The sequence below is a fragment of the Candidatus Poriferisocius sp. genome, from assembly GCF_965204015.1.
GTDB lineage: Bacteria > Actinomycetota > Acidimicrobiia > Acidimicrobiales > Bin134 > Poriferisocius.
The window spans coordinates 3,185,450-3,209,340 of sequence record NZ_OZ241965.1 but is presented as its reverse complement, the minus strand read 5'-3'; the positions used below and the strand labels follow the sequence as shown (position 1 = coordinate 3,209,340).

The following is a 23,891-nucleotide window of genomic DNA, read 5'->3' as shown; positions in this document are numbered from 1 at the left end:
CGCCCCTTGGTTCCCATGTGGTTACTGGGACGAAGCGGGCGGTAGTGTGGTCATTCTGTGGCAAACATCAAGAGCCAGATAAAGCGCAACCGCCAGAACGAGAAGCGCCGTCAGCGCAACCGGGCCGTGCGCTCGGAGATCATCACCCGCACTCGGACCGCGGAGGCTGCCGCGGAACAGGGCGACGCCGCCGAGACGGCCGAGGCCGCCCGCATGGCCATCAAGCGCATCGACAAAGCGGCCAGCAAGGGCGTGCTGCACCCCAACACCGCGGCCCGCAAGAAATCCCGCCTGATGAAGCGCCTGGCGCGGCTACAGGCCGAGTAGGCCGTACCAGCCCTCAGCCTCTAGCGGTTGAGCTGGGTCAGGCGGGCGACCAGCACCTCCAGCACCGCCTCCGGAGGAATCGCGGTGGCCCCCCGGAGATCCAAGTCGGCTTGGGCCAGCAGCTCGATCGACCGGGCCACTCTCTTGGCCCCCAGCTTGCGGGTTTGGCGCAGTGCTTTGCGGGCCGGGAAGGTGGAGCCCTTGATGCCCAGCAGCTCGGCCGCCTCCTTCTCGTCGGCGGCTTCGGTGCCGTCGAGGCGCAGCAGCCGGGCGTGGTGGTTGTGCAGCGAGGCCAGCACCTGCATCTCGTTGCGGCCCCCGGCATGAAGCATCCGGTGCAGCTTCTCCAAGGCTTCAGGGATGTTGCCCGACTCCACCGCGTCGGTCAGCTCCCAGGGGGGCACCGATCCGGCTTCCCCCACAAACGGGGTCACATCGTCGGCCTCCAACGCCCGATCCGGTCCATAGGTAGAGGCCAGGGTGGCCAGCACCGCGGGCAGGCGGCTCAAGTCCTCTCCCAAGTGATCGGCCAGCAGCCGCTTGGCCCCGGCCCTAAGCCGCAGTCCCGCCGCGGCGATCTGTTCGTCCATCCATTGGGAAGCGCCGTCACGGCCCCGGGGAACCCCGGCGCCGATCACTCCCCCGCCGGCCGCGGCCACCGCCTCCGACAAGCGCTTGGGCACCGCGCCCAGCCTCTGGAGTGCCGGCCCCTTCTCCCACACCAGCACCAGATCGGTGGTGTCCAGCGGATTCTCCAGGTAGCCCAGCAGGGGGGCGAGGGAGTCAGCGGCGGAGAACCGGCCCAGCTCCCGGCCCACCACCACCCGCCGGTCGGTGAGAAACGGCGGGGTTTGGGCCGCGTCCACCAGCGGGGCGATGTGATAGTCCTCGTCTTCCAGGTAGGCGGCCTCGGTCAGCTCGGCCACCATCAAAGAACGATCACCGTCACCCACCAGCTCGGCCACCCGGTCGCGCACCGCGCCCGACAGCAATACGTCGTCACCCCCGTGCAACAGGACCACGGTGGCAGTCATGGGGAGTCCTCCCGACCAGTTGAAACCACGCTCATGGGCTCTCCCGCTGGTGTTGAAGGACTGAACTCATGAAGTCGGCCACCCGACGGGTGCCGGCCACATCGTGGGCCCGCAGCACTCGACAGCCCAAACCAACTCCCAGGGCGTGGGCGGCCAGTGTGGCCTCCCGCCGGTCCCCCACCTCGGTACCGGTCAGCGCCCCCAAGAAACCCTTGTTGGACACCGACAGGAAGAGCGGGTAGCCCAACGCCATCATCTCGTCGGTCCGGCGAAGCAGCTCAGCCGACATTTGCGGGGTCTTGCCCAGGTCGTGACCGGCGTCGAGCATGACCCGCTGGGGGGGAATGCCCGCGTCCACCGCCCACCGGGCCCGCTCGGCCAGAAACCGACTCACCTCGCCCATCAGGTCGTGGTATTCCGGTTCGGGATCGGCCACCCGGGGAGCCAAACGCACGTGGCAGGCCACCACCGAGGCCCCGGCTTCGGCGGCAGCGCAGAGATAGTCGGGGTCGGCGAAACCGCTGATGTCGTTGCCCACCACCGCCCCGGCGGCGTAGCTCTCCCGGGCCACCGACGCCCGCCAGGTGTCCGCGGACAGGGGCAGGTCGAAGCGCTTCTTCAGCGCCTCGATGGCCGGCACCACCCGGTCCATCTCCTCAGCCTCGGTCACCTCCGGTCCGGGTCCGGCCTTCACCCCGCCAACGTCCAAGAAATCGGCCCCCTCGGCCACCAGCTTGTCTGCCTTGGCCAAGAAGGCGTCGAAGTCCCAGTACCGGCCGGCGTCGTAGAACGAGTCGGGCGTGCGGTTCAAGATGCCCATCACCAGGGCCCGGGTGGTCACGTCAAAGCGATGGGACCCGAGCTCCACGATCACGACGGCGACGCTACACCGCGCCGGCGACGGTTTGGGATGCCGACGAAGTGACGGTCACCACCAGCCGGGGATCGTGGGACGCCACGGCCACATCGAGGCTGCCGACCAATATGCGCTGGCCGACGCGCACGGTGGTGGCGCCGCCGATCCGATGGCCGGGCGGGGCGACGACGGCTCCCACCCACATCCGCTCTTTCAGCGCAATGACCTGGTCGCGCTGGGCTCTTGTGCCCCGGTCGGCCACGGCCAGGTCGATGGCACCGACACCGGCACGGCGCAGATCCTCCAGCAGCCTCTCGGTGGAGCGATTGGATCCGAGCGCCACCACCGTCGTGTTGTGCTCCCGCCACACTTCGACCCCGGAGTCGAGTTCGGCGTGGAATGGAGGGTCCGAGACCCGCAGGGCCAGCGCTGGCAAGAGCAGGGCCGCGGCCAGCGAGGCCGCGGCCACCGCCCGCAGCAATCGTCGCCGGGCCAACCACCAGCCCGCCACGCCGACGACCACGACCAGCAGGTGTGGAATTCGAAGCTCGCCGAGTCGAGCTGATGCCGCCCAGCCGGCTACCGACTGAATCCAGCCGATTCCCATGTCGGTGGGCCAATGGATGACATGGGCCAGTGGGCCGCCCGCCAGTCCAGCAACGACCCCGGCCGACAGGCTCCACATCATGATCGGCCCGGCGACCGGCGCGCCCAGCAGGTTGGCGGGCAGAGAGGCCACCGGCACCCCGCCAAAGGTGGCAATCAACAGCGGCGACACGGCCAACTGGGCCGAGACGGTCACAGCCAGCGCTTCGGCCAACAACCGAGGACCGGGGAGGCGCTCGGCCAGGCGGGGCGCCCACAAGATGATGCCCGCGGAGGCGGCCACCGACAGCCGGAAGGCCACCGAATGGACCAACAGCGGATCGACCAGCACCAACAGCGCCACGGCCAGGGCCAGCACCCGGCGACTGGACGCGTCGCGTCCCAGCAGGGTGGCGGTGGCCGCGATGGCCGCCATCACGGTGGCCCGCAGCACCGAGGGCTCGAACCGGGTGACTAGCGCGAAGAAACCGATGACTCCGAGGGTGAGCACCCAGCGGCCCCGATAGTCGAACCGCTCGATCAAAGGGCGGGCCAAGATGAGCACGAAGGCCACGTTCTGGCCCGACACGGCCAGCAGGTGGGTGAGACCGGCGGCCCGGAAGTCGTCGGACACCACCGGCGACTGATAGCGGTCGTCGCCGTAGGACAGCCCGGTAAACAACGAGTGGCGGTCGTCGTCCAGCGACTCTGCTCCTCCGGCGATGGTCCGGCGCAGCCAGTTGGCCAACCGGTAGGGCGGTGACCCGCTTGCGTGGCTGTGGATGCGGTCGATGCTCAGCCGGTTGGCGATGTGGCGAGCCGCTTGGTAGTGGGGAAGGGGTTGGATCGGGCGGACACTGCCGGTGATCGTGATGCGGTCTCCGGCCAGCCGCTCGCTCAGGTCGCGGGCGGCTCGGCCGTAGGCCCACGCCTCATAGCGCCGTCCGTTCGACCGCACGTCAACCCGCATTCCCTGGCCCACCGGAACCGGATCGGACACCAAGGTGGCCTCGCCGCGGTAGGCCGCGGGCGCCACCGGGTCGAGGCCGGCCCAGGCCCGGGCCCCCAGCGAAGAACTGAGCAGCATAACCACAGCCACCAGCAGCCACGGCTTGCGGACGGCCAAGGCCACCACGCCGAGGGCGATCGCCGGGATCAGCGGAACAGCCGCCGACCACCACGCGCCGACCATGGCGGCCACGGCGAGGGCTACTGCGTGCCGGTCACTCATCGCCGTCGGTCACTCATCGCCGTCGGTCACTCATCGCGGTCGGGCGCTCACACGGCGACGAGCTCGCGGATCAACTCAAGCTTGCTGGGACCAATGCCCGACACCGCCAGCAACCCGTCAACTGAGGCGAACCCGCCATTGCCCTGGCGGTACTCGATGATGGCTGCGGCAATGGCCGGCCCTATCCCCGGCAGAGACTCCAACTGCTCAGCGCTGGCGGTGTTGAGATTGAGAGGTCCAGATCGAGCGGGCCCGCTGCCGCCGCCAGTCGACCCGATTCCACCGACCGGAGCGGGCACGGTGGTCTGGCCCAACCGAGGGAAGTACATCCACTGCCCGTCGAAAAGCACAGCAGCGAGGTTGACCCGGTCGTAGTCGGCATCTGTGGTCAGCCCCCCGGCTGCGGTGACCAAGTCGTGGACTCGGGCCTCTCCCCGAAAGAGGTACACCCCCGGGGCCTGGACCGCACCGGCAGCGTGAACCAGGATTGGGGTCGGCTCGGCCATGGGAGTCGAGGGGGCCGGCAAAGGCGTGGCCATGGGAATGACTGCCTCTGGTCGGGGAGCGCCATTGGCACCGACCATCAGGTAGGCGGCCACGGCGATGGCTATCACGAGTCCGGCCCCCGCCATCAGCAGCCGGGGACCGGTGATCAGATGGCGGTAGTCGTCCCACATCTCCCGAACCCGCTCCGCCGGGGTCAACCGAGGAGGAGGAAGCGATGGGTGCTCCATGGTTGTTTCCGGGCGCGGCGCGCCGTCTCAGCAAGAGGGGAAGTACCTCTACAATATCAGCACTAAATGAGAATTACTGTCGCTCAGTAGAGCTGGGTGGTGAGGCGACGGCGGTAGACGGAGGTGCGGGGATCGTCGGCGCCCATGATCTCCAACAAGTCGACGAACTCCTGTCGGGCAATCGGGTCGGCCTTCACCTGGCCGAGCAGGTCCTCTAGCCGGGCTTCGAAATCGCCGTTGCCGGCCCCGACGCCGGTGCGGGCCAGAGCGGCCACCCGGCGGACCTCGGCGGTCTCGGGAATCCGCTCCAGGAGGACGAGAGCCTCCTCGCCCTGCTCTTGGGCCACCAGCAATTCAGCCAGTCCCACCACGGCGCCCTCATGGTCGGCGTCGAGCTCCAAGGCCCGCCGAAGAGAGGCCTCGTCGCCTGCGGCCACCAGCGCGTCCACTTCGCTCTCCTGCTCGGTGGGAAGCAAGCGCTGCACGAACTCGGCCACCGCGGCCTCGCCCTGGGCGCCGATGAACCCGTCCACCACTTTGCCGTCGCGCAGCGCGTACACCGCGGGGATGCTCTGCACCTGAAAGGCCTGGGCCGTCTGGGGGTTGTCGTCCACGTTGACTTTGGCCAGCTCCACTGCGCCGCCGGTGGCCGCCACTGCCTGCTCCAGGATCGGCCCGAGGGTTTTGCACGGCCCGCACCACGGCGCCCACAAATCCACCACCACCGCCACGGTATGGGAGCGCTCGACTACCTCAGTCGCAAACGTCGCATCAGTCACATCAGCCATCGGCTACCTCTCATTGAACCAGATTGAACGCTAGCGTGACCTTCCGCATGGACCACATCCGGGGAATTCAGTACGACGCGGTCAGCGCGTGGTTCGAGGCCCACGTGCCCGGCGTGGTCCTGCCGCTGTCGTTCGAGCTGATCGCCGGCGGGCATTCCAACCTCACGTTCAAGGCCACCGGCGCCGACGGCCAGCGTTACGTGCTGCGTCGGCCACCGCTGTATCAGGTGCTGGCCACCGCCCACGACATGGGCCGGGAGCACAAGATCATCGCCGCCCTGGCCGACACCGACGTGCCGGTGCCCCAAGCCTTCGGATTGTGCGAAGACGAACAGATAAACGACCGCCCGTTCTATGTCATGGACTTTGTGGACGGCAGGGTCGTGCGCAACCGCAAACATGCGGCTGGGCTGGCCCCGGAAGTGCGCTGGGCCGCCTCCAAGTCGATTGCCGAGACGCTCTCCCACATCCACGCGGTGGACGTGGACGAGGTGGGACTGGGCGACCTCGGGCGCAAGGAGGACTACATCGCCCGCCAGCTCCGGCGCTGGCTGCGCCAGTTCGAGGAATCCAAAACCCAGGACCGACCCCAGATCCAAGAGGTTCACGACCATCTGGTGGCCCGCATCCCCGAACAGGGAGAGGCCGGCATCGTCCACGGCGACTACCGCCTGGACAACTGCATGTTGAACGACCAGGGCCAGGTCTTGGCCGTGCTCGACTGGGAGCTGTGTACTCTGGGCGACCGCAACGCCGATGTGGCCCAGCTTCTGGTGTATTGGGCTGAGCCCGACGACCCCGAGTCGGCATTGGACGATCCCCCCACCAGCGAGGCCGGATTCGCCCGCCGAGCCGAGATGTTCGACCTCTACTCGGAGGCGTCCGGGCGCGACATCGACAACTTCGGGTTTTACATGGCCTTTGGCTACTGGAAGCTGGCCTGCATCCTCGAAGGGGTGTACAGCCGGTATGTCGGCGGGGCGATGGGCGACAAAGCCCCGCCCCAGGGGGCCGAGAGCTTCGCCGCCCGGGTGGACGCGCTCACCGAGATGGCCACCGTTGCCGCGGAGCAAGTGGCATGAGCAGCGATCTGGCAACCGTGTACTTGGAACCCGACCAAGTGGACATTGCCGATCCTGTGCTGGTGATCGCCCTAGACGGGTGGGTGGATGCCGGTTTTGGCATGCGCCACGCCGCTGAGATCATGGTGAAGGGCCACGACGAGCGGCCGGTGGCCAGCTTCGATGCCGATCTGCTCATCGACCACCGGGCCCGTCGTCCCACCATGACGGTTCGAGACGGCCGGGTGGACGACATCAGCTGGCCGGCCATACAACTCCAGGTGGTGAGCGACCTCGACCAGCGGGAGTTCTTGATCCTCCGCGGCCCCGAGCCCGACTTCCGCTGGCAGGCGTTCTGCACGGCGGTCGACGATCTGGTGCAGCAATTGGGGGTGGCCCGGACGGTGTCGATCGGCGCCTACCCCGCGGCGGTACCCCATACCCGTCCGGTGCGGTTGTCGGCCACCGGCACCTCCCCCGAGCTGATCGAGCGGTTCGGCGCCCCCCAGGGAACCCTGGAAGTTCCCGCTGGTATCAGCGCGGTGCTGGCCAAGCGATTCGAGGCTTCGGGTATGGAGACGGTATCGGTGTGGGCCCAGGTGCCCCACTACGCGGCCGGCTCGCCGTTCCCGGCCGGCACCGCAGCGCTGTTCCAGGGACTGCGAGCCGCCGCCGACCTCCGGTTCGACCCGGCGCCGCTGATCGCCGAGGGGTTGGAAGTTTCGAGGCGGCTCGACACCATGATCGCCCAAAACGCCAGCCACCAGCGCCTGCTCAGCCAGCTGGAAAGCGCCTACGACACCGCGGTGGGAGAACAAGGCAACGAAATCCCCAGCGGCGACGAGTTGGCCGAAGAACTGGAGCGCTTCCTGCGCGACCAGGACGAAAGCAAGTGACCACGCCCACCACCCGAGAGGACAGAACATGAAGCTAGACGGAGGCCTAGTCACCAGAGCGGCCAGAAAGGGGTCGGTCGGGCCTTTAGGCGATGCCGCCGAAAACGCCCGCAATTTGGAGGCCGCCGGCTACGACGGGGTCTGGTCGGCCGAGCTCGACCACGACCCGTTCCTGCCGCTGGTGCTGGCCGCTGAGCACACCAGCCGCATTCAACTCGGCACCTCGATCGCGGTGTCATTCGCCCGCAACCCGATGATCTTGGCCAACCTGGGGTGGGATCTTCAGGCCTATTCCGGCGGGCGCTTCATTCTCGGGCTGGGCTCGCAGATCAAGCCCCACATCACCAAGCGATTCTCCATGCCCTGGTCTCATCCCGCGGCCCGCATGAAGGAGATGATTGACGCCATCAAGGCCATTTGGGAATGCTGGGAGACCGGTGAGAAGCTGTCGTTTCGGGGCGAGTTCTACCAGCACACCCTCATGACGCCGATGTTCAGCCCCGGCGCCAATCCCTTCGGCCAGCCCCCCATCCACCTGGCCGCGGTGGGCGACCTCATGACCGAGGCGGCCGGCGAGTCGGCTGATGGCTGGATCAGCCACGGGTTCACCACCCCGAGCTACGTGCGGGAGGTGTCGCTGCCCGCCCTCGAGCGGGGGGCCGCCCGATCGGGCCGCGATCCCATGGACATCGAAGTGTCGATGCCGGTGTTCATCGTCACTGGCGAAACCGAGGAGGAGATGGCCTCGGCCGCCCAGGCAGCCCGCCAGCAACTGGCCTTCTACGGCTCGACGCCCGCCTACCGCCCGGTGCTCGACCACCACGGCTGGGGCGACGCCCAAGACGAACTGAACCGCATGTCCAAGCAGGGCCAGTGGGTTGAGATGGCCGACGTGATCGACGACACCATGCTGGGAACGTTCGGCGTCGTGGCCGAGCCCCAGAACCTGGCCCGCGGTGTGGCCGCCAGCTACGGAGGGCTGATAGACCGCATGTCGTTCGGCCAGGGCCTCCGCTCCAACGGACCGTGGGCCGAAGTGCGCGAGGCGCTTCGAGCCATCCCGGGACGGTCGCCCGAATAGAGTCTTCGGCTATGGATGCGCAGGAGCCGTCGGACTTTCACGAGGGGTTGGCCCAGGCCGAAGAGGCCGCCATCAACCCCCACAAGGAGTGGGACCGAGGCCGGGCCGAGCCCCCCGAGGTGCGCGACGACGGCTTCGGCGGGCGCATGCTGAACCTGTACCGCCGTGACCACACCGAGGCGGTGCTGCGCAACAGCGCGGTGTTCTCCACCCGGGTGGTGGCCGAGTCGATGGGCCCGTTCATGGGGCCGCTCATGCTGGGCATGGACGGCGACGAGCACACCGCCTATCGGGGGCTGGTGTCCCGGGCGTTCCGGTCGTCGGCGCTGGCCCGCTGGGAGACCGAGCTGGTGGCGCCCATAGTCAACGAGCTACTCGACGGCATCGCTCCTCGGGGGCGGGCCGATCTGGTGGCCGAGCTCACCCAGCGGTTCCCCACTCGGGTGATCGCCGGGATCATGGGGGTGCCGCTGGACGACGCCGACCAGTTCCGCTTGTGGTCTGAGCAGGTGAGCGCCGGCCCCCTGTATCCAGAAGTAGGCCATGAGGCCTCCCAGGCCATGAGGGACTACCTCCGTCCTATCGTGGAGGACCGCAAGGTCAACCCTCGAGACGACCTGATCAGCGACATCATCCACGCCGAGATCGACGGACAGCGCCTTGACGACGAGCACATCTACGGTTTCTTGCTGCTGCTGATGCCTGCCGGGGCCGAGACCACCTCCCGGGAGCTGGGCATCGCGTTGACCGTGCTGTTGACCCACGACGGCTGGCTCGACCGGCTCCAGACCGACTGGTCGCTCCTCGACCAGGTGATCGAGGAGACCCTGCGGTGGGAGAGTTCAGCCCCCCTGGCCACCCGGGAAGCCACGGAGGACACCGAGGTGGATGGCTGCCCGATCCCGGCGGGCACCCGGCTGATGATGACCATGACGTCGGCCAACCGCGACGAAAGGGTGTACCCCGACGGCGACCGCTGGAATCCCGACCGGGAGCAGCCGGTGCCCCACATGGCGTTCGGCTGGGGCCGGCACCTGTGCTTGGGCATGCACCTGGCCCGCCTGGAGATGCGGGTGGCGCTGCCAGCCATTCTCGATCGGCTGCCAGGGCTGCGCCTCGACCCCGACGCCGAACCGCCGCTCATCCGGGGGGTGGCGTTCCGCGGCCCAGAGGAGCTTCATGTGGTCTGGGACGTCTAGCGGCGGTTTGGCCGACCTCTACACCACCACGTTGACCAACTTGGGCGGGCGGGCGATGACCCGCCGAGGCTCGCCGCCGTCCAAGTAGCCCTTCACCCGCTCTGACGCCAGGGCCAGCGCCTCGGCTTCGGCGTCGGCGATGTCGGAGGCCACCTCGATGCGGTCGCGCACCTTGCCGTTCACCTGCACCACCATGGTCACCGTCTCCAGCACCAGCTTGGCCTCATCGGCAGTCGGCCACGGTTCGGCGTGGATGTTGCCGCCTCGGCGCATCTCCCACAGCTCGGCACAGATGTGGGGCACCATGGGGGCCATCACCAGCAGCAGGGAGTCGATGGCGAAGGCCAGCGTGTCGTGGTGGGGACCGTCGTCGGTCTGCACGTAGCGGTACAGCTCGTTGGTGAACTCCATGCATCCGGCCACCGCGGTGTTGTACGACCAGCGGTCGAACTCGGCGGTGATGCGGTCAATGAGCCGGTGAGTAGCCGCGTCGATGGCATCGTCGGCCGGAGTGGCCGCGCCGGTACGGGCCGGGTTGGCCCGCTCGGCGGTCCCGGCGGCCAGCCGCCACAGCCGGCCCAGGAACCGGGCGCACCCCTCCAAGCCGAAGTCCTCCCAGTCGACATCCTCGGCGGGAGGCTTCACCTGCAATATGGCCAGACGCAGTGAATCAGCCCCGTGGGCGTCGATGATGTCCTCGGGCGACACCAGGTTGCCCTTCGACTTGGACATCTTCCCCCCGCCCATCCGCACCATGCCCTGAGTGAACAGCCGCTGGAAGGGCTCTCTCAGCCCGGCGGGGGCCACTCCCAGATCAGAAAGCGCCCGGGTGAAGAATCGGGCGTACATCAGGTGCAAAATGGCGTGCTCTACTCCGCCGATGTACTGGTCGACGGGCAGCCATCGCTCCAGCGCCTCGGTGCTGAACGGCATCTCGGAGTTGTCGGGGTCGGCAAAGCGCAAGAAGTACCACGACGAGTCCACGAAGGTGTCCATGGTGTCGGTCTCCCGCCGGGCCGGGCCGCCGCAGGCCGGGCACTCGGTGTGCAAGAAGCCGGGGTGATCCACCAGCGGCGAGCGGCCGGTGGGCATGAAGGCCACGTCATCGGGCAGCCCCACCGGCAAGTCCTCATAGGGCACCGGCACCGCCCCGCACGCCTCGCAGTACACGATGGGGATGGGGCAGCCCCAATAACGCTGGCGGGACAGCAGCCAGTCTCGCAGCCGGTAGTTCACCTTGCGCTGGCCGATGCCCTGGTCTTCCAGCCAGTCGATGGCCGCGGCCTTGGCCTCGTCCATCCACATTCCATCGAGCCATTCGCTGTTGATCGACGGCCCGTCGCCGGTGTAAGCCTCGCCATCGAAATCCTCGGAGGGCTCCACGGTGCGGATGATGGGCAAGCCGTAGGCGGTGGCGAAGTCCCAGTCTCGCTGATCCTCGCCAGGCACGGCCATGATCGCCCCAGTGCCGTAGGTGGTGAGCACGTAGTCGGCCAAAAACAGCGGAATCGGCTGGCCGTTGAACGGGTTGATCACCCGGGTGCCGGTGTCTGTCCCCCGCTTGTCGGCCGGGCCGCCCACCGACAGTCGCTCGAACTCGCTGCGCTCGGACACTTCGGCGATGAACGCCTCCACTTCGGCTCGGCGATCCTCAGTCACCAACTCGGGCACCCGGTCGTGCTCGGGGGACATGACGGCAAAGGTCATGCCGAAGCTGGTGTCGGGCCGGGTGGTGAACACCGGGATCCCCTCGACGTCGTGGCGGGGATTGCCAGCCTCATCGGCAATCGGCAGGGTGAAGTCGGCCCCCTCGGAGCGGCCGATCCAGTTGCGCTGCATGGTCTTGACCCGGTTGGGCCAGTCCAGGCCGTCGAGGCCCTCCAGCAGCTCCTCGGCGTAGGCGGTGATGCGGTAGAACCACTGCTCCAGCTCCCGCTGCTGGGCCAGGTTGCTACAGCGCTCGCAGGTGCCGTCGGCCAACACCTGCTCGTTGGCCAGAACCGTCTGGCAACCGGGGCACCAGTTCACCGGGGCGGTGGCCCGATACACCAGGCCGGCCTCGTAGAACTTCAGGAAGATCCACTGGGTGAAGCGGATGTAGTCGGGGTCGTGGCTGCTCAGCGTCCGGCGCCAGTCGTACACCGCGCCGATGCGGCGCAGCGACGACGACAGCCGCTCGATGTTGGCGTCGGTGTGCTCGCGGGGGTGGGTGCCGGTCTTGATGGCGGCGTTCTCCGCCGGCAGGCCGAAGCTGTCGAAGCCGATGGGCGACAGCACCCCGTCGCCCTGCATGGTGCGGTAGCGCACCAGCAGGTCCCCGAACGTGTAGTTGCGAACGTGGCCGATGTGGGCCGGGCCGCTGGGATAGGGGTACATGCTCAGCACGTAGTACGACGGCCGGGGATCGTCGTTGTCGATGTCGTAGGTGGCGTCGTCGATCCAGCGCTGCTGCCATTTGGGCTCGATAGCCGCCGGGTCGTAGCCGTCCATCGCCGCTCAATCTACCGAGCCTCAGGACAAGGCCAATAACCGTTATCCCATGTGGGTATGGCCTTAGGGGACTGGTAGAGTTCCCTCTTTGCGGGGCTGTAGCTCAGTTGGCTAGAGCGCTTGCATGGCATGCAAGAGGTCGTGGGTTCGAGTCCCATCAGCTCCACCGCTAGCTCGGGAAGCGAAACCCCTAACCTCACACTTTGCCGCTTCCTCACGTTGGTTTATCCGTACTTCCTATAAATTTATCAACGTTAATACTTGTCTGAACTTCCATTTCGAACTAGGAAATTTAGGTCCGTAACCCAGGTTCTGTGTTGTTTGGCTTGTCTGCTCCTACAGGAAGCTTCCCAATGTCGTGTTCGCTGTTTCGACATATCGCCGCGTCCGCCATCGCACTGGTGGTCCTTGCTGCTGGACTGGCCCCGGTCATGTCCACCGCAGGGGCCCAGGCGAGTGAAGTCGAAGTGCGGATTGCGGCCCGGAGACTCGATGGCGGACAGTTGGAGTTCGCCCTACAGAAGCGAAACGGCCGCTCGTGGGGCGAACGGCGGCGGCCCGACCAGCACTACTTCCCCGTCGACCTCCCCGAATGGCTCGACAGCACGGCGCTGACGATCGAAGCGATTGGCCAAGTGCGGATCTCGGCCCGCCTCTCCGACGACGGGCGAGTCGAGTTCACCCTCCAGCAACAGCAAGCCGACACCACATGGGGTGAGCGTCTGCTGGCCCAGCGTCGCTTCTTCCCGGTCGCCACCTCGGCCGGGATCTGGCTGGTCACCTCCCCGCTCACCATTTCGGCCCCAGCCCCGGCACCCGAGCCCGCCGTCGAGCCCGAAGCCGACGAGCAGGAAGAAGTCATGGTCTGCCTGGCCGCGCGAGAAGTCGACGCGCTAACCGTCTCCGCCACCGACGGAACTCCGTTTGAGAACCGGTCCATGAACGGTGAGGGGAACAATGCCGTCTATCCGACCTGGGGCATGGCGGGCACAGCTCTTCTGAAATTGGCTCCCAATTCCTACGCCGACGGCGTATCGGCGCCCACCACCTCACGGCCCAATCCCCGCACTATCAGCAACCTAGTGTTCGCCCAAGATGAATCAGTGCCCAACTCGTCGAGAGCCAGCGACATCACGTGGCAATGGGGACAGTTCATCGACCACGACATCTCCCTCAGCCTCAACAACAACGAGGAGCCCTTCCCGATCTCCGTACCTCGGGGTGATCCGATATTCGACCCCCGGGGAACTGGCCAGACCTCGATTCACCTCGACCGCTCTGTTTTCGACCCTGCAACCGGCACCGACCGGCTAAACCCCCGTCAGCAAATCAATGCCCTTACCGCGCTCATCGACGGCTCCCAGGTCTACGGCTCAGACGACGACCGGGCTCAGGCTCTTCGCACCAACGACGGAACGGGCCGGCTGAAGACTTCCCACGATGGACGGTTCCTGCCCTACAACGAACGGGGGCTTGACAACGAAGGGGGCAGCCACCTGACAAACCTGTTCATCGCCGGTGACCTACGGGTCAACGAGCAAATCGGGCTCATCTCGATGCATACGCTTTTCGTCCGGGAGCACAACCGGCTGGCCGACATCATCGCCGCCTTGGACCCGAGTCTGACCGGCGATGATATCTACCAACTGGCCCGCAAAATCGTCGGTGCCCAGATCCAAGCCATCACCTTCAACGAGTTCCTGCCCCTGCTATTGGGACCCGATGCCATCGGTCCATATTCCGGCTACGACCCCAGTGTCAACCCCGCCATTGCCAGCGAGTTCTCCGCTGCGGCCTATCGGGTCGGCCACACCCTGCTCTCCCCCGATCTCCTTCTGCTCAACGCTGACGGAGAGAAAACCCACATCAGCCTGGCCCAGGCCTTCTTCAACCCTTCGCATGTCGAGGAGCACGGCATCTCGGCCATTCTGCTTGGCTCCGCCTCTCAATCAGCCCAGGAGGTCGATTCGCTGATCATCGGCGAAGTCCGCAACATGCTCCTTCGAGGACCGGTCTCGCCCGCCTTCGATTTGGCCGCCCTAAACATCCAGCGGGGCCGCGACCACGGCGTGGGCGACCTGAACACGGTGCGCCGCGCCTTCGGCTTGTCTCCCGTGGAGAGCTTTGCCGACATCTCGTCTGATCCAGACGTTCAGCAAGCCCTGCAAGAGGCCTACGGAGGCGTCGACGACCTAGACCTGTGGGTTGCGGCCTTGGCCGAAGACCATGTGCCGGGAGCGTTGGTAGGCCAGACCCTCCAAACCATCATCTCCAACCAATTCCGCCGCCTGCGCAACGGCGACCGCTTCTGGTACGAGAACGACCCGTTTTTCTCGGCCAATCCCGAATTGCTCGATCATGTTCGCGGCATCACCTTGGCCAACGTCATCCGCTGCAACACGCCCATCGAAGAAGAGATCCAAGACAACGCCTTCATCGTCAAGGAAAGCTGACGGCACTGGCGAAGTCAGTCGCTAAGGTGCATCTCAGCGGCGTGTACGAGGTCGGCGCTGGAGCGGGCGGTCCAGATGGTGTAGGTGCCGGGGTCGACGTACCAGCCGGGGTCGGTGCGCTTTTTGGATTCCCCAGCAGGAACCGGACAGTCCCCCTGAGGTGAATTGCTTGTGCTTTTTTCGGTGCCTCGTGTATCCTTTTCTTCATAGAGGTCACCGGAGCACCAAGTGCTCATATCGGTGGTCTGAGCCACGAGAGTGGTTTGCGAGGGTCCCCGTCACTGGGGGCCCATCGTGCTTTTAGGGGTAGCCGCGGATACCAAGCTGGTGTGTGAAGCAAGGGAAGCCGTCGGCATCGATGCCACCAGGCCAGACGTGGCCTGGGGCGTCGTCTGCGGGCAGCAGTTTGGAGTAGGCATGTTGGCGCATGTATGAGTCTGCGGGGCCGGTGCCACGGTCGTTGAGCACCGCGTGGTGCGCCGAGTGGGCGATGAAGTCTGTCATCTGAATCAGATGGCTCTCGGAGCTGTCATAGCCCCTCGGATCTTCGAGCACTCGGCGCGAGTACGGGAGATTTCTGTGGACGGCTCGGTTAGTTTGGGCCTGGTTCCCTGCTGTGCCGTCGTACCAGATGACGGCGTGTGAGTCGTGGAACGCGCAGAACTCCTCGACGAATTCGACGAGTTGCGAGTAGAGCTTCCCCGACCCCCCTGGTACTGGCGCGAACACGGTCAAGACCCGCAGTTCCGCAATCGACCCGATCGTGCTGAAAGCGGCCTTCGTGATCTGGTTTCGATCGCCTGGTTTGAGCGCAGAGAGCTTGTCCCGTCCTGCGTTTGAGTTGGTGCCAAGGTTCAGAGCGTGAAGCTCGGTGCTGGTCGGGATGTCAAAGCGCTTCGCAGCCCAGCGCCTGAACTTCTTCCAGGCTTGCAGTGTGTCCGCCCACACTGCAACTGGGATCGCCAGCCCGGTGAGGAGGTCTTGGTACTCATCTCCCGAGTCATCGACGTAGACGAGGTAGGTCGTATCGAGCAGGCCGCCCGGTACAGGATTGTTCGGGTTGGTGTCGGGATATGGTGGGCTCACAGGTGGCATCCTGGCAATCGGGGGGAAGACGTCAGCAGGGATCCAACTATGCCATAGAAGGCCCGCGGGTGCTACACTAGGATATGGGTCAACCGAGACGTTTGCTTTAGTCCTAAGTATACCGTTTGCACCTCTGGTGCTGGCTTGTGCTTGAGTAATGGTTTACGTAATTGCTTGTGCTTCACTGCGGTATGAGCCCTGGCCCGACCAACACAGGCGACGAAGAATCCGCGTGAGATGAAGCTTCAAGTTGATGATCAGCCTCCGAACCCCTATCTCTCGGCGGATGATCAGCTGCGGCTGGGGTTCGCGCAATCAGCGGGCGCCAACCTGGCGCAGCGATTGAGTCTCAAGAACCGCGACCTCCGCGAGTGCCCGATCCGCATCGAGTTCCTTCGGCGCGAAAGCGAACGAGATGCCGTGCCCCCGATGATGGAGATGCTTGGCTCCGGCGGCGGTCGCGGCGGCGACGTGCGCCTCAAGCTCTACCTGTCGCTCATATGGGCAAGCCCTGGCGGGAAGCACGATACGGCCTTCGTGGCGACCGACTGGGCCCAGCTGCTGGGACTACCCCAATACTCAACCAACGGCAAGCGGCGTGTGTACGAAGCTCTGAGTTGGCTCGCGACTCACCGCTTCATCGAGAAGCAGGAGAGGCCTGGCCGTCCGTCGACAGTCACGGTCCTGCATGAGTCTGGGATGGGAGATCCGTACACCAAGCCATCGTCGCGCCCTGCCAAGGGAAGCACGCCGACGTACCGCCGGCTCCAATCTTCATGGTGGACGAACGCATGGCTGGCCGCTTTGAGCGGACGAGCGCTGGCATTCTGGCTCGCCCTAATGGACGAGTCCAACAATGGTTCGAAGACCGACGCCGTGTGGCTGTCGGAGAGTCTGACATCAAAGAAGTACGCAATCAGCCCGTACCTCAGGCAGCATGCAATGAGGGAATTGAAACACTACGGCCTGATCACAACGCGCCGGGAGTTCACCCGCGAAGCGTTTGGGATGAAGTCATCGAGGACCAAAATCAGTATCCACCTCGAGGAGTTGGACCAGTCGCCCATTGCTCGTCTCGACTGAGAGTTCCACCGTTTGCTGTTGCTAGAGCGGAACGCACCCAAGGCCCCGTCAACTCAGGATTGAACTGCGTCCGAATGCGTCGATCGTCTGACTAACGAATTGGGGAGTGGGCACATTCCTCGCGCGGTAGACCGGCTGTCCTGCACGTCGCCCAACCGTCTCGATGTCTGTGGACTCCACCGGCGCTTGGGCATGACCGCTGAAATAGACCTCAAGAACACCTCTCCACTTGGGTTTCGTGGGCAGGCAAATTGCCTGAATCTCAAGATTGGTTCGGTTGGTCGCCTTAGTGATGATCGGGTCCCGATAGTAGGAAACGCCATAGCCTCCCGTTGCCGTTCCATGTGTATACCTCGTCCTGATGTGGCTGGGACCGACCAGGCGGGAGAGTTCCTCGTGGATCTCAACGAAGGCCCGAAGCGACTCTACGGATGCATTGTCCACGGCCTGTCGCGGCAGAGCCCCCTTATCGCCCTTGCCCTCGGCGTAGTCGTCCCGGATGTTGTCAAGGAGGATGTCGAGCACCACCTGTTGTTCCCGCTGCATCAAACCAGCCTCCTCCGCAATCGCCCGTCCCTCAGTCGTGTCTCCCGATCCTGCTCACCATCATTGGAAGTCGCGTCTGTGACTGCTCAGGGCGAGTCGGTCTGTTTCAGCGCCCACGGCAAGTATCACACCTGCGACCTGCTGGTTAGAAGTCACCTGCTCTAGTCCCGACCGCGGAACCAACAGGGGGCGCGGCCACCCTCCGACACCTGCGTTAACAGCATCTACCCGTCTCCGGCCTCGCGGAACTGGCCGCGCCCCCCGCCGGCCCCACGGGATTGATCGTGACGGTCACGAGCAGCATCGCCAGGTAGCCGCCATTCCCAAAAGCCACTTGGATACCTAAATCCCCTGGTCGACCGAAACGAGAAGATTGCCCTCAACGTGCTCCCCGAGACTGGTAGAGCGCTCGGGAACCTCGCCGCAGCCAACCGTCCCCATTGCCAGGTCACCCAGAAGATCCCTGCGGCCAGTTCAGGGCTATACGTCCCATCCCGCGGCACGCAGATACGACCGGCCGGGGCTGGACTCCATCAAATCGCTGAACTCGTTAATTCCGATTTTCGTAGCGCTGGCACACCTGCCGTCTAACGGGTCGCCGCACTTGGCATCCTGCTCACATCCGAAATAATCGCAAGTCGTCTGATCGCCGCCGCTCGCCCCCGTGAGCACCGCCTCCTCTTTGAAACATCTGTCTTGCACTGCCGACAGGCACCGACCCGGTGCGCATCCGAAGAACTCGCAGCTAGTCACTGCTTCTCTCATCGCTGCCCTCCACGCTGTGTCGGAGGTTCAACCGACCTGCGCGTCTCTCTTTCCAATCCGGTCCGCATCCTCGCTCTTGTCAGGCCATTCGTCGCCTCGCGGAATCCCGTGGATCGCCATCGAGAGTTGAGGGTTCAAGATGGGAAGCACTCCTTCACGCCTGGTCTGGTTCTGTGTTGCGGGCGGGCAATCAGGTACCCAACTCTTCGAAACCAGCGAAGATGAAAACACCGCAGCGAAGAGGGTCAGTTTTTCATGGCCAAAGGTGACAGATTCTATAGTTGCTGGCTCCCATGCGCTCCGCCTCATCCTGATGGAGTCGCGTATGAACTCCGACAGGCTCTCGCCCCGGCCTTGAGCTGTTTCTTGCAGCCAGTCGAGTTCGTCGCTGGGCAAACGGAAAGACACCACTTCACTAACCGCTGGCCGGACAAGCACGTCCTCTGGCTCATCACCCCATTCATCAGGGTCGTCACGGTGCTGATGCAGCTCTGCGACTTCTGAGTCGGTCATACGGTTCCCCCTATCAACTTGATTTCCGGTGCCACTCGATCTCCGATGGCGTCGACGGCCAACCAGTGATCGCCCGCCAACGCTCGCCGTGTAAGCGCAAAATGCAAACGGTCCAAAACCGGCCGCCCCGATCTGGTCCGATCATCTGATGGGTCGCAGCCCGCTTCCGCTTGTTGCGCCGGAACCGGGGATTCTCCGCGGCCACATCCAGCACTGTACGCCGATCCAGGCCGTGACGAGACAACTCTCCTACATTCGAGTCGTCCCAATCCCACCCGCTTATCCACAAAGGCACGCTGCTCCATATATACTCTCGTATTACAATTGTAAACGACTCAAGGCAAGTTGCGGTAGATGGCCGAAATCGAACTGCTCATCCTGGCGAATCACGCCGAGGTGCAAAACGGGCTGCTGTACCTGAGCGGGGCCGGGTGGGACACCATCACCCGGACCTATCAGGAGGGTGAGCAGCCTCAGCCGCTTCATATCGGAATCGCCATCTCGGTAATGGTCCCCTGGTCAGAGACGAACATCCCCCACCACGTCGAGTTGTGGATCGAAGACGAAGATGGCCGACGCGTCTTGGAGCAGGTCATGGGGATGGAAGCCGGGCGTCCTCCCGGCCGCACCCCCGGATCGGACATCCACTGCCCCCTGGCCATGACGGGAATCGTGGGATTCCCCCAAGCCGGTGGCTACCGGGTGTGCCTGCGAGTGGGAGAAGCTCAACGAACCTACGCTTTTCGGGTTGTCGATCAAGTCACGTCATCTCATGGAGCAATCTGAGGGCAACCATCACCTACTGAAACTCCCCGGGTATTGCGTCAGCTCCACCACCGTCAAACTCGCTGCTGGCCTCACCCCGTGCCGGTGTAAATACGCTTTACGATGCGAATATGCTCCCAGCCGTGGCAAAGCACTTGATCGACATTGACGAGAAGGCTCTTTCTGCGGCCGGGGCAGAGTTGGGCACCGAAACCGACAAGGCAACAGTCAACGCTGCGCTCCTAGCCGCATGCAATGCTCGCACCACAAGAGTCGCCGCCGCGCTCAATGCGCTGGCTGACGCCGAGCTCGACAACCGAGAGCACGCATGGTGCTGACCCATTTGCTCGACTCAAGCACTTTGACCCGCTTATCTCGGACTCCCATTCGAGAGGTGGTGGAGCCGATAGCCAGTCAAGCACCCAGGCTGACCTCGGCGGGGTGGACTAGGTCGGCGCTGGAGCGGGCGGTCCAGATGGTGTAGGTGCCGGGGTCGACGTACCAGCCGGGGTCGGTGCGCTTTTTGGATTCCCCGGCGGGAACCGGGTTGCCGATTTCCAAGCCCGGCGGCGACTGGTCGCCGGGGTCGTAGTAGGAGAAGGCCCGCCGGTTGAGGACGATGCGGGCGGTGGTGCGCTCGCCGGGGGCCAGATGGACCTTGGCGAACCCCTTGAGCTCTCGCACCGGGCGGTGCAGCAGTGACGGCGGCGGCTCCACATACACCTGCACAACGTCGCTGCCCGAGCGGTCACCGGTGTTGACTACGTCCACCTCCACTACCACCGGGTCGGCCACCTCGGTGTCGCCCCCGCCCGACACCCGGGGCTCTGACCACTCGAAGGTGGTATACGACAGGCCGTGGCCAAAGGGCACCGCGGGCTCGATGGCCCGGGCGTCGAACCAGCGGTGGCCGATGTAGAGGCCTTCGCCGTAGCGCACAACCCCGTTCTCGCCGGGATAGTTCAGATATGCCGGGCTGTGCTCGTTGCGGGCTGGCACGGTCATCGCCATGCGCCCGCCAGGGTCGGCCGCACCGAACAGCACGTCGGCCACTGCGTAGCCCATCTCCTGGCCGCCGAACCCGGCCACCAGCACTCCGGCGACCTGGTCGGCCCAGTCCAGGTTGCACGCTCCCCCGGTGTTCACCACCACCACGGTGTTCGGGTTGGCCGCCGCCACCCGGCGGATCAACTCGGGCTGGTCGCCGGGCAAGTCGAACCAGTCGCGGTCGCGCCCCTCGGTCTCCCAGTCGGCGTTGGTGCCCACCACCACCACGGCCACGTTGGCGGCGGCCGCGGCCTCCTCAGCCTCGGCGATCAAGTCCCGATCTACCTGCGACTTCAGGCCCACCCGGGCTCCGCACAGCATGAAGCTGTCGCGGCTGGAGTATTCGATGACGATGGGCGTCTCGCGGCCCGCAGTGAGCTGCACCTCAGCGGAGATCACCTCTGAGCCCATGCCGAAGAAGTCGTCGCCCCGGTCGTAGTCGCCCTCGGTGGCGTCTAGCACCACCTCGCCGTTGAGCAATACCCGGCACCGTCCGAGCTGAACCAGCCCCAGGGTGTGCTCCCCGGTGTCCTCGACCACCAGCACACCCGACGCCCGCACCGAGAACGCCTCGGGGTTCACTCCCGGTCCCGGCTCGCCGAAGAACACCATCTCACCCGAGGCCGACTCGCGCGAATGCACCACCGGGCCCGACCAGTCGTGGCCGTTGAAGTACTCCACCCGGAGCTTGCCTCTCAGCATCGGGGCCGACAACGCGATTAGCGAGCGCTCGATGTCGCAGCCCTGGGCATAGCGGACGTCGAGATCGGGGTACTCCTCACCCAGAGCGTCCATCAGGCTCACATTGCGATATGCCTGCACGGTGGCCGATCCCCCGCCCATGATCTGGGCCTTGCGGGCGTTGGGGCCGATCACCGCTACCGACCCCGCCGTGGTCGGATCCAGCGGCAGCACCCCGTTGTTGGCCACCAGCACCGTTCCCGCCGCGGCCGCTCCCCTCAACAGCGCCCGGTCCTCAGGACGATCCAACTCGTGCTCTTGACCAGGCTCACAGCCGTCGTCGCCGTCCAATGCCCCGGTGCGCTCCAGCAGGCGCAGCACATCCCCGGCGATTCGGTCGAGATGGCCCTCGTCCATCTCCCCCGCGGCCAGCGCCTCGCCGATCGGGCCGCGGTTGTACCACTGGCCAGGCCCGGGCATCTCCAGGCTCAGCCCGGCGCGGGCCGACGCCGCGGTGGACCGGGCCGCGAACCAGTCGGACACCACAAACCCGTCGAAACCCCACTCCTCCCGTAGCACCTGGGTGAGCAGCCATTCGTTCTCCGAGCAGAAGGTGCCGTTGAGCCGGTTGTACGCGCTCATCAGCCCCCAAGTGCCGCCTTCGAGCACTGCGTATTCAAACGGCACCAGGTACAGCTCTCGCAGCGTGCGCTCGTCCACCTGGGAGTCGATGGTGTTGCGCTCAAACTCAGAGTCGTTGGCCACGAAGTGCTTGGGGGTGGTGGCTACCCGTCGGGACTGCACACCCCTCACGAACGCCGCGGCCACCTGCCCGGAAAGAACCGGATCCTCGCTGTAGCACTCGAAGTTGCGGCCGCCCAGAGGATTGCGGTGCAGGTTGATGGTGGGGGCCAGTAGCACCCGGCATCCCTTGGCCCGGGCCTCGTCGCCCAGCACCCCGCCCAGCCGTTCGACCAGCTCGGGATCCCAGGTGGCCCCCAATACCGCCCCGGCCGGAATGCAGGCCGTGGCCGTGCCGGTGCCCAGCAGCCCGCCGCCCCGGGCCCCATTGGGGCCATCGGTCACCCCGATGGCGGGAATGCCCGCCTCCGGGAAGCTCTTGGTGGTCCAGATGGCCTCACCGGCCACCAGGTCGGCCTTCTCCTCGGTGCTCAGCGCAGCCAGGCGAGTCTCAACAGTTTCCGACATGGTTTTAGCGTCTCACACTGGATTGGCCGCCCCGCAGTCCACGTCGAAGGAGGGCGGTACCGGAGGGGAAAGCGACCATGATCACCACCGCCGAGGCCGCGTAGGTGGCGATGACCCAGATCCAGGCCCGCTGGAATCCGCCCAACGGATCGCCACTAGGGGCGGAGTTGAACAGGGCGATCACCACCGCGATGCCCAGGGCGAAGCACACCTGCTGCACGGTGCGGGTGGTGGCGTTGGCGATGGCGAAGCGAGGTGGCGGGACATCGCTCATGGCCGCGCTGACGAACGTGGCTATGGACAGTCCCACGCCGATGCCCAAAATCACGTTGGCGGGCAAGAACACGGAGAAGTAGGCCGAAGACTCCCCGGCCCAAGCCAGCAGCATTGCGTAAGACAGCCCGCACAGCACCACACCCGAGGTCAGCAGCCAGCGGTGGCCCCAGCGGTCGGCCATCCTCCCGATGGGAACCGACAGCGCCGATGCCATGATCGGCCCCGGCGTCAGCCCGAGCCCGGCCTCCAGCACAGTCAGCCCCCACAGGTCTTGGAGCAGCAGCGAACTCATCAAGAACCCGGGTACGAACCCCAGCGCGTATAAGCCGAAGGAGGCGGTGGCCGCCGAGAAGGAGCGATAGCTGAACAAGCTCAGGTCGAGCAGCGGATTGGGATGCGAGCGCGACCGCCAGATTACGAACGGCAGCAGAACCACTCCCACCACGGTGAAGACGATGATGCGGTAGTCGCCGTAACCCCACCCTTCGCCTTGGACGATGGCCACCATCACCAGCGCCAGGGCCAAGGTGCCCACCGGCACCCCCACCACGTCGAGGCGGCCCTTGGTGTCCTCATCGCGCGACTCCCGCACCAAACGGGCCGTGGCCGTAAACACCAGAGCGGCAATGGGCAGGTTGACGTAGAAGATCCACCGCCAACCCAGCCCATTGATCAACAGCGCTCCTATCGATGGTCCAAAGGCCGCTCCCAGCGCGCCCATCGCCCCCCACATCCCGATGGCCGCCGAGCGCCGGGACACCGGGAACTCGGGCAGCACCATGGCCAGCGACGACGGCATGATCAGCGATCCGCCCAATGCCTGCACCACCCGGGCGGCGATCAGAACCTCCACTTGGGGTGCTATCCCGCAGAACAGCGATCCGAAAGCGAAGATCGCCAGCCCGAGATTGAACATCTTGCGCCGCCCCTGGCGGTCGGCCAGCCGTCCCGACAGCAGCAGGAACGACCCCACCGTGATGGAGTAACCGCTCACAATCCACGACAACGCGGCGCTGGACGCATTCAGGGACCTCTGGATAGACGGGAAGGCCACGTTGACGATGGACACGTCCACCACCACCATGAACGCCGCCGCGGTGGCCGCCCCCAGCGCCAGCCAGGAGCGGCGCCCTACCGGCTCAACCACGGGCGGCCTTTCATTTGGGCCACGCTAGTGGTCCGTCT

At 65.6% G+C, this 23,891-nt stretch carries 21 protein-coding genes and 1 tRNA gene; 10 read left to right on the top strand and 12 right to left on the bottom strand.

Annotation, left to right across the window (positions count from 1 at the left end):
- The first annotated feature begins 57 nt into the window (after positions 1–57).
- The gene (rpsT, locus tag ACOGJC_RS14420; RefSeq protein WP_419845691.1) at positions 58–327 is read left to right on the top strand and encodes a 30S ribosomal protein S20; all 270 of its coding nucleotides are present in this window, start codon (positions 58–60) and stop codon (positions 325–327) included.
- A gap of 20 nt (positions 328–347) precedes the next feature.
- Here rpsT and holA read toward each other — a convergent pair whose 3' ends face one another.
- The 5 genes from holA to ACOGJC_RS14395 form a co-directional block, all read right to left on the bottom strand.
- Positions 348–1,361, bottom strand: coding sequence for a DNA polymerase III subunit delta (holA, locus tag ACOGJC_RS14415; RefSeq protein WP_419845690.1), 1,014 nt, complete (start codon positions 1,359–1,361; stop codon positions 348–350).
- Positions 1,362–1,392: 31 nt separating this feature from the next.
- Positions 1,393–2,235: a dihydropteroate synthase gene (gene folP / locus ACOGJC_RS14410; RefSeq protein WP_419845689.1), complete on the bottom strand. Its 843-nt coding sequence runs from the start codon at positions 2,233–2,235 to the stop codon at positions 1,393–1,395.
- A gap of 10 nt (positions 2,236–2,245) precedes the next feature.
- Complete coding sequence (locus ACOGJC_RS14405) at positions 2,246–4,033, bottom strand: ComEC/Rec2 family competence protein (RefSeq protein ID WP_419845688.1); 1,788 nt, start codon at positions 4,031–4,033, stop codon at positions 2,246–2,248.
- A gap of 47 nt (positions 4,034–4,080) precedes the next feature.
- Positions 4,081–4,767 carry a helix-hairpin-helix domain-containing protein gene (locus ACOGJC_RS14400; RefSeq protein ID WP_419845687.1) on the bottom strand — a complete coding sequence of 229 codons (687 nt, stop codon included), beginning with the start codon at positions 4,765–4,767 and terminating at the stop codon, positions 4,081–4,083.
- 83 nt (positions 4,768–4,850) lie between these two features.
- Positions 4,851–5,555 carry a tetratricopeptide repeat protein gene (locus ACOGJC_RS14395; protein ID WP_419845686.1) on the bottom strand — a complete coding sequence of 235 codons (705 nt, stop codon included), beginning with the start codon at positions 5,553–5,555 and terminating at the stop codon, positions 4,851–4,853.
- A 35-nt stretch (positions 5,556–5,590) separates the two neighbouring features.
- Between ACOGJC_RS14395 and ACOGJC_RS14390 the strand changes: the two genes are divergently transcribed.
- From ACOGJC_RS14390 to ACOGJC_RS14375, 4 genes are read left to right on the top strand one after another with little or no spacing between them, the layout of a single operon-like run.
- Positions 5,591–6,637: a phosphotransferase family protein gene (locus tag ACOGJC_RS14390; RefSeq protein WP_419845685.1), complete on the top strand. Its 1,047-nt coding sequence runs from the start codon at positions 5,591–5,593 to the stop codon at positions 6,635–6,637.
- The gene (locus ACOGJC_RS14385) at positions 6,634–7,512 is read left to right on the top strand and encodes a proteasome assembly chaperone family protein (RefSeq protein ID WP_419845684.1); all 879 of its coding nucleotides are present in this window, start codon (positions 6,634–6,636) and stop codon (positions 7,510–7,512) included. Before ACOGJC_RS14390 ends, ACOGJC_RS14385 begins: the two co-directional genes overlap by 4 nt.
- Before the next feature lie 28 nt (positions 7,513–7,540).
- Entirely contained in the window at positions 7,541–8,593 is a 1,053-nt protein-coding gene (locus ACOGJC_RS14380; protein WP_419845683.1) for a TIGR03617 family F420-dependent LLM class oxidoreductase, read from the top strand.
- An 11-nt stretch (positions 8,594–8,604) separates the two neighbouring features.
- Complete coding sequence (locus tag ACOGJC_RS14375) at positions 8,605–9,792, top strand: cytochrome P450 (RefSeq protein ID WP_419845682.1); 1,188 nt, start codon at positions 8,605–8,607, stop codon at positions 9,790–9,792.
- An 18-nt stretch (positions 9,793–9,810) separates the two neighbouring features.
- Here ACOGJC_RS14375 and leuS read toward each other — a convergent pair whose 3' ends face one another.
- Positions 9,811–12,282 (bottom strand): leucine--tRNA ligase, encoded by a 2,472-nt coding sequence (leuS, locus tag ACOGJC_RS14370; RefSeq protein WP_419845681.1) that lies wholly within the window; start codon positions 12,280–12,282, stop codon positions 9,811–9,813.
- Positions 12,283–12,374: 92 nt separating this feature from the next.
- Here leuS and ACOGJC_RS14365 point away from each other — a divergent pair.
- Positions 12,375–12,448, top strand: a tRNA-Ala gene (locus ACOGJC_RS14365).
- A 187-nt stretch (positions 12,449–12,635) separates the two neighbouring features.
- Positions 12,636–14,735 carry a peroxidase family protein gene (locus tag ACOGJC_RS14360; RefSeq protein ID WP_419845680.1) on the top strand — a complete coding sequence of 700 codons (2,100 nt, stop codon included), beginning with the start codon at positions 12,636–12,638 and terminating at the stop codon, positions 14,733–14,735.
- Positions 14,736–14,749: 14 nt separating this feature from the next.
- Here the strand turns inward: ACOGJC_RS14360 and ACOGJC_RS14355 are convergent, their stop codons facing one another.
- Both ACOGJC_RS14355 and ACOGJC_RS14350 read right to left on the bottom strand, forming a co-directional pair.
- On the bottom strand, positions 14,750–14,971 hold the full coding sequence (locus tag ACOGJC_RS14355; RefSeq protein WP_419845679.1) for a hypothetical protein: 222 nt from the start codon (positions 14,969–14,971) through the stop codon (positions 14,750–14,752).
- A gap of 64 nt (positions 14,972–15,035) precedes the next feature.
- A complete protein-coding gene (locus ACOGJC_RS14350; protein ID WP_419845678.1) occupies positions 15,036–15,830 on the bottom strand; it encodes a DUF3800 domain-containing protein in 795 nt (264 codons plus the stop codon).
- Positions 15,831–16,058: 228 nt separating this feature from the next.
- On the opposite strand from ACOGJC_RS14350, the gene ACOGJC_RS14345 reads away from it, so the two are divergent.
- Positions 16,059–16,904, top strand: a complete 846-nt coding sequence (locus ACOGJC_RS14345; RefSeq protein WP_419845677.1) for a hypothetical protein — start codon at positions 16,059–16,061, stop codon at positions 16,902–16,904.
- Positions 16,905–16,952: 48 nt separating this feature from the next.
- Here ACOGJC_RS14345 and ACOGJC_RS14340 read toward each other — a convergent pair whose 3' ends face one another.
- Both ACOGJC_RS14340 and ACOGJC_RS14335 read right to left on the bottom strand, forming a co-directional pair.
- Positions 16,953–17,450, bottom strand: coding sequence for a hypothetical protein (locus ACOGJC_RS14340; RefSeq protein ID WP_419845676.1), 498 nt, complete (start codon positions 17,448–17,450; stop codon positions 16,953–16,955).
- A gap of 792 nt (positions 17,451–18,242) precedes the next feature.
- Positions 18,243–18,728, bottom strand: coding sequence for a ribbon-helix-helix domain-containing protein (locus ACOGJC_RS14335; RefSeq protein WP_419845675.1), 486 nt, complete (start codon positions 18,726–18,728; stop codon positions 18,243–18,245).
- A 354-nt stretch (positions 18,729–19,082) separates the two neighbouring features.
- On the opposite strand from ACOGJC_RS14335, the gene ACOGJC_RS14330 reads away from it, so the two are divergent.
- Positions 19,083–19,514 (top strand): DUF6941 family protein, encoded by a 432-nt coding sequence (locus ACOGJC_RS14330; protein WP_419845674.1) that lies wholly within the window; start codon positions 19,083–19,085, stop codon positions 19,512–19,514.
- Between the two features lie 122 nt (positions 19,515–19,636).
- A complete protein-coding gene (locus tag ACOGJC_RS14325) occupies positions 19,637–19,831 on the top strand; it encodes a hypothetical protein (RefSeq protein WP_419845673.1) in 195 nt (64 codons plus the stop codon).
- A gap of 76 nt (positions 19,832–19,907) precedes the next feature.
- On the opposite strand, the gene ACOGJC_RS14320 is transcribed toward ACOGJC_RS14325, so the two are convergent.
- The gene (locus ACOGJC_RS14320; protein WP_419845672.1) at positions 19,908–22,430 is read right to left on the bottom strand and encodes a glycoside hydrolase family 3 protein; all 2,523 of its coding nucleotides are present in this window, start codon (positions 22,428–22,430) and stop codon (positions 19,908–19,910) included.
- Positions 22,431–22,434: 4 nt separating this feature from the next.
- On the bottom strand, positions 22,435–23,853 hold the full coding sequence (locus ACOGJC_RS14315; protein WP_419845671.1) for an MFS transporter: 1,419 nt from the start codon (positions 23,851–23,853) through the stop codon (positions 22,435–22,437).
- Positions 23,854–23,891: the final 38 nt, after the last annotated feature.

What these genes read in the sequence shown, in the direction of transcription:
- ACOGJC_RS14400 (WP_419845687.1), bottom strand. Translation starts at nt 4,767, where the DNA reads ATGGAGCACCCATCGCTTCCTCCTCCTCGGTTGACCCCGGCGGAGCGG.
- ACOGJC_RS14355 (WP_419845679.1), bottom strand. Translation starts at nt 14,971, where the DNA reads ATGAGCACTTGGTGCTCCGGTGACCTCTATGAAGAAAAGGATACACGA.
- ACOGJC_RS14395 (WP_419845686.1), bottom strand. Translation starts at nt 5,555, where the DNA reads ATGGCTGATGTGACTGATGCGACGTTTGCGACTGAGGTAGTCGAGCGC.
- ACOGJC_RS14330 (WP_419845674.1), top strand. Translation starts at nt 19,083, where the DNA reads ATGGCCGAAATCGAACTGCTCATCCTGGCGAATCACGCCGAGGTGCAA.
- ACOGJC_RS14320 (WP_419845672.1), bottom strand. Translation starts at nt 22,430, where the DNA reads ATGTCGGAAACTGTTGAGACTCGCCTGGCTGCGCTGAGCACCGAGGAG.
- ACOGJC_RS14340 (WP_419845676.1), bottom strand. Translation starts at nt 17,450, where the DNA reads ATGCAGCGGGAACAACAGGTGGTGCTCGACATCCTCCTTGACAACATC.
- leuS (WP_419845681.1), bottom strand. Translation starts at nt 12,282, where the DNA reads ATGGACGGCTACGACCCGGCGGCTATCGAGCCCAAATGGCAGCAGCGC.
- ACOGJC_RS14345 (WP_419845677.1), top strand. Translation starts at nt 16,059, where the DNA reads ATGAAGCTTCAAGTTGATGATCAGCCTCCGAACCCCTATCTCTCGGCG.
- ACOGJC_RS14360 (WP_419845680.1), top strand. Translation starts at nt 12,636, where the DNA reads ATGTCGTGTTCGCTGTTTCGACATATCGCCGCGTCCGCCATCGCACTG.
- ACOGJC_RS14385 (WP_419845684.1), top strand. Translation starts at nt 6,634, where the DNA reads ATGAGCAGCGATCTGGCAACCGTGTACTTGGAACCCGACCAAGTGGAC.
- ACOGJC_RS14380 (WP_419845683.1), top strand. Translation starts at nt 7,541, where the DNA reads ATGAAGCTAGACGGAGGCCTAGTCACCAGAGCGGCCAGAAAGGGGTCG.
- holA (WP_419845690.1), bottom strand. Translation starts at nt 1,361, where the DNA reads ATGACTGCCACCGTGGTCCTGTTGCACGGGGGTGACGACGTATTGCTG.
- ACOGJC_RS14405 (WP_419845688.1), bottom strand. Translation starts at nt 4,033, where the DNA reads ATGAGTGACCGGCACGCAGTAGCCCTCGCCGTGGCCGCCATGGTCGGC.
- ACOGJC_RS14375 (WP_419845682.1), top strand. Translation starts at nt 8,605, where the DNA reads ATGGATGCGCAGGAGCCGTCGGACTTTCACGAGGGGTTGGCCCAGGCC.
- ACOGJC_RS14350 (WP_419845678.1), bottom strand. Translation starts at nt 15,830, where the DNA reads ATGCCACCTGTGAGCCCACCATATCCCGACACCAACCCGAACAATCCT.
- ACOGJC_RS14335 (WP_419845675.1), bottom strand. Translation starts at nt 18,728, where the DNA reads ATGACCGACTCAGAAGTCGCAGAGCTGCATCAGCACCGTGACGACCCT.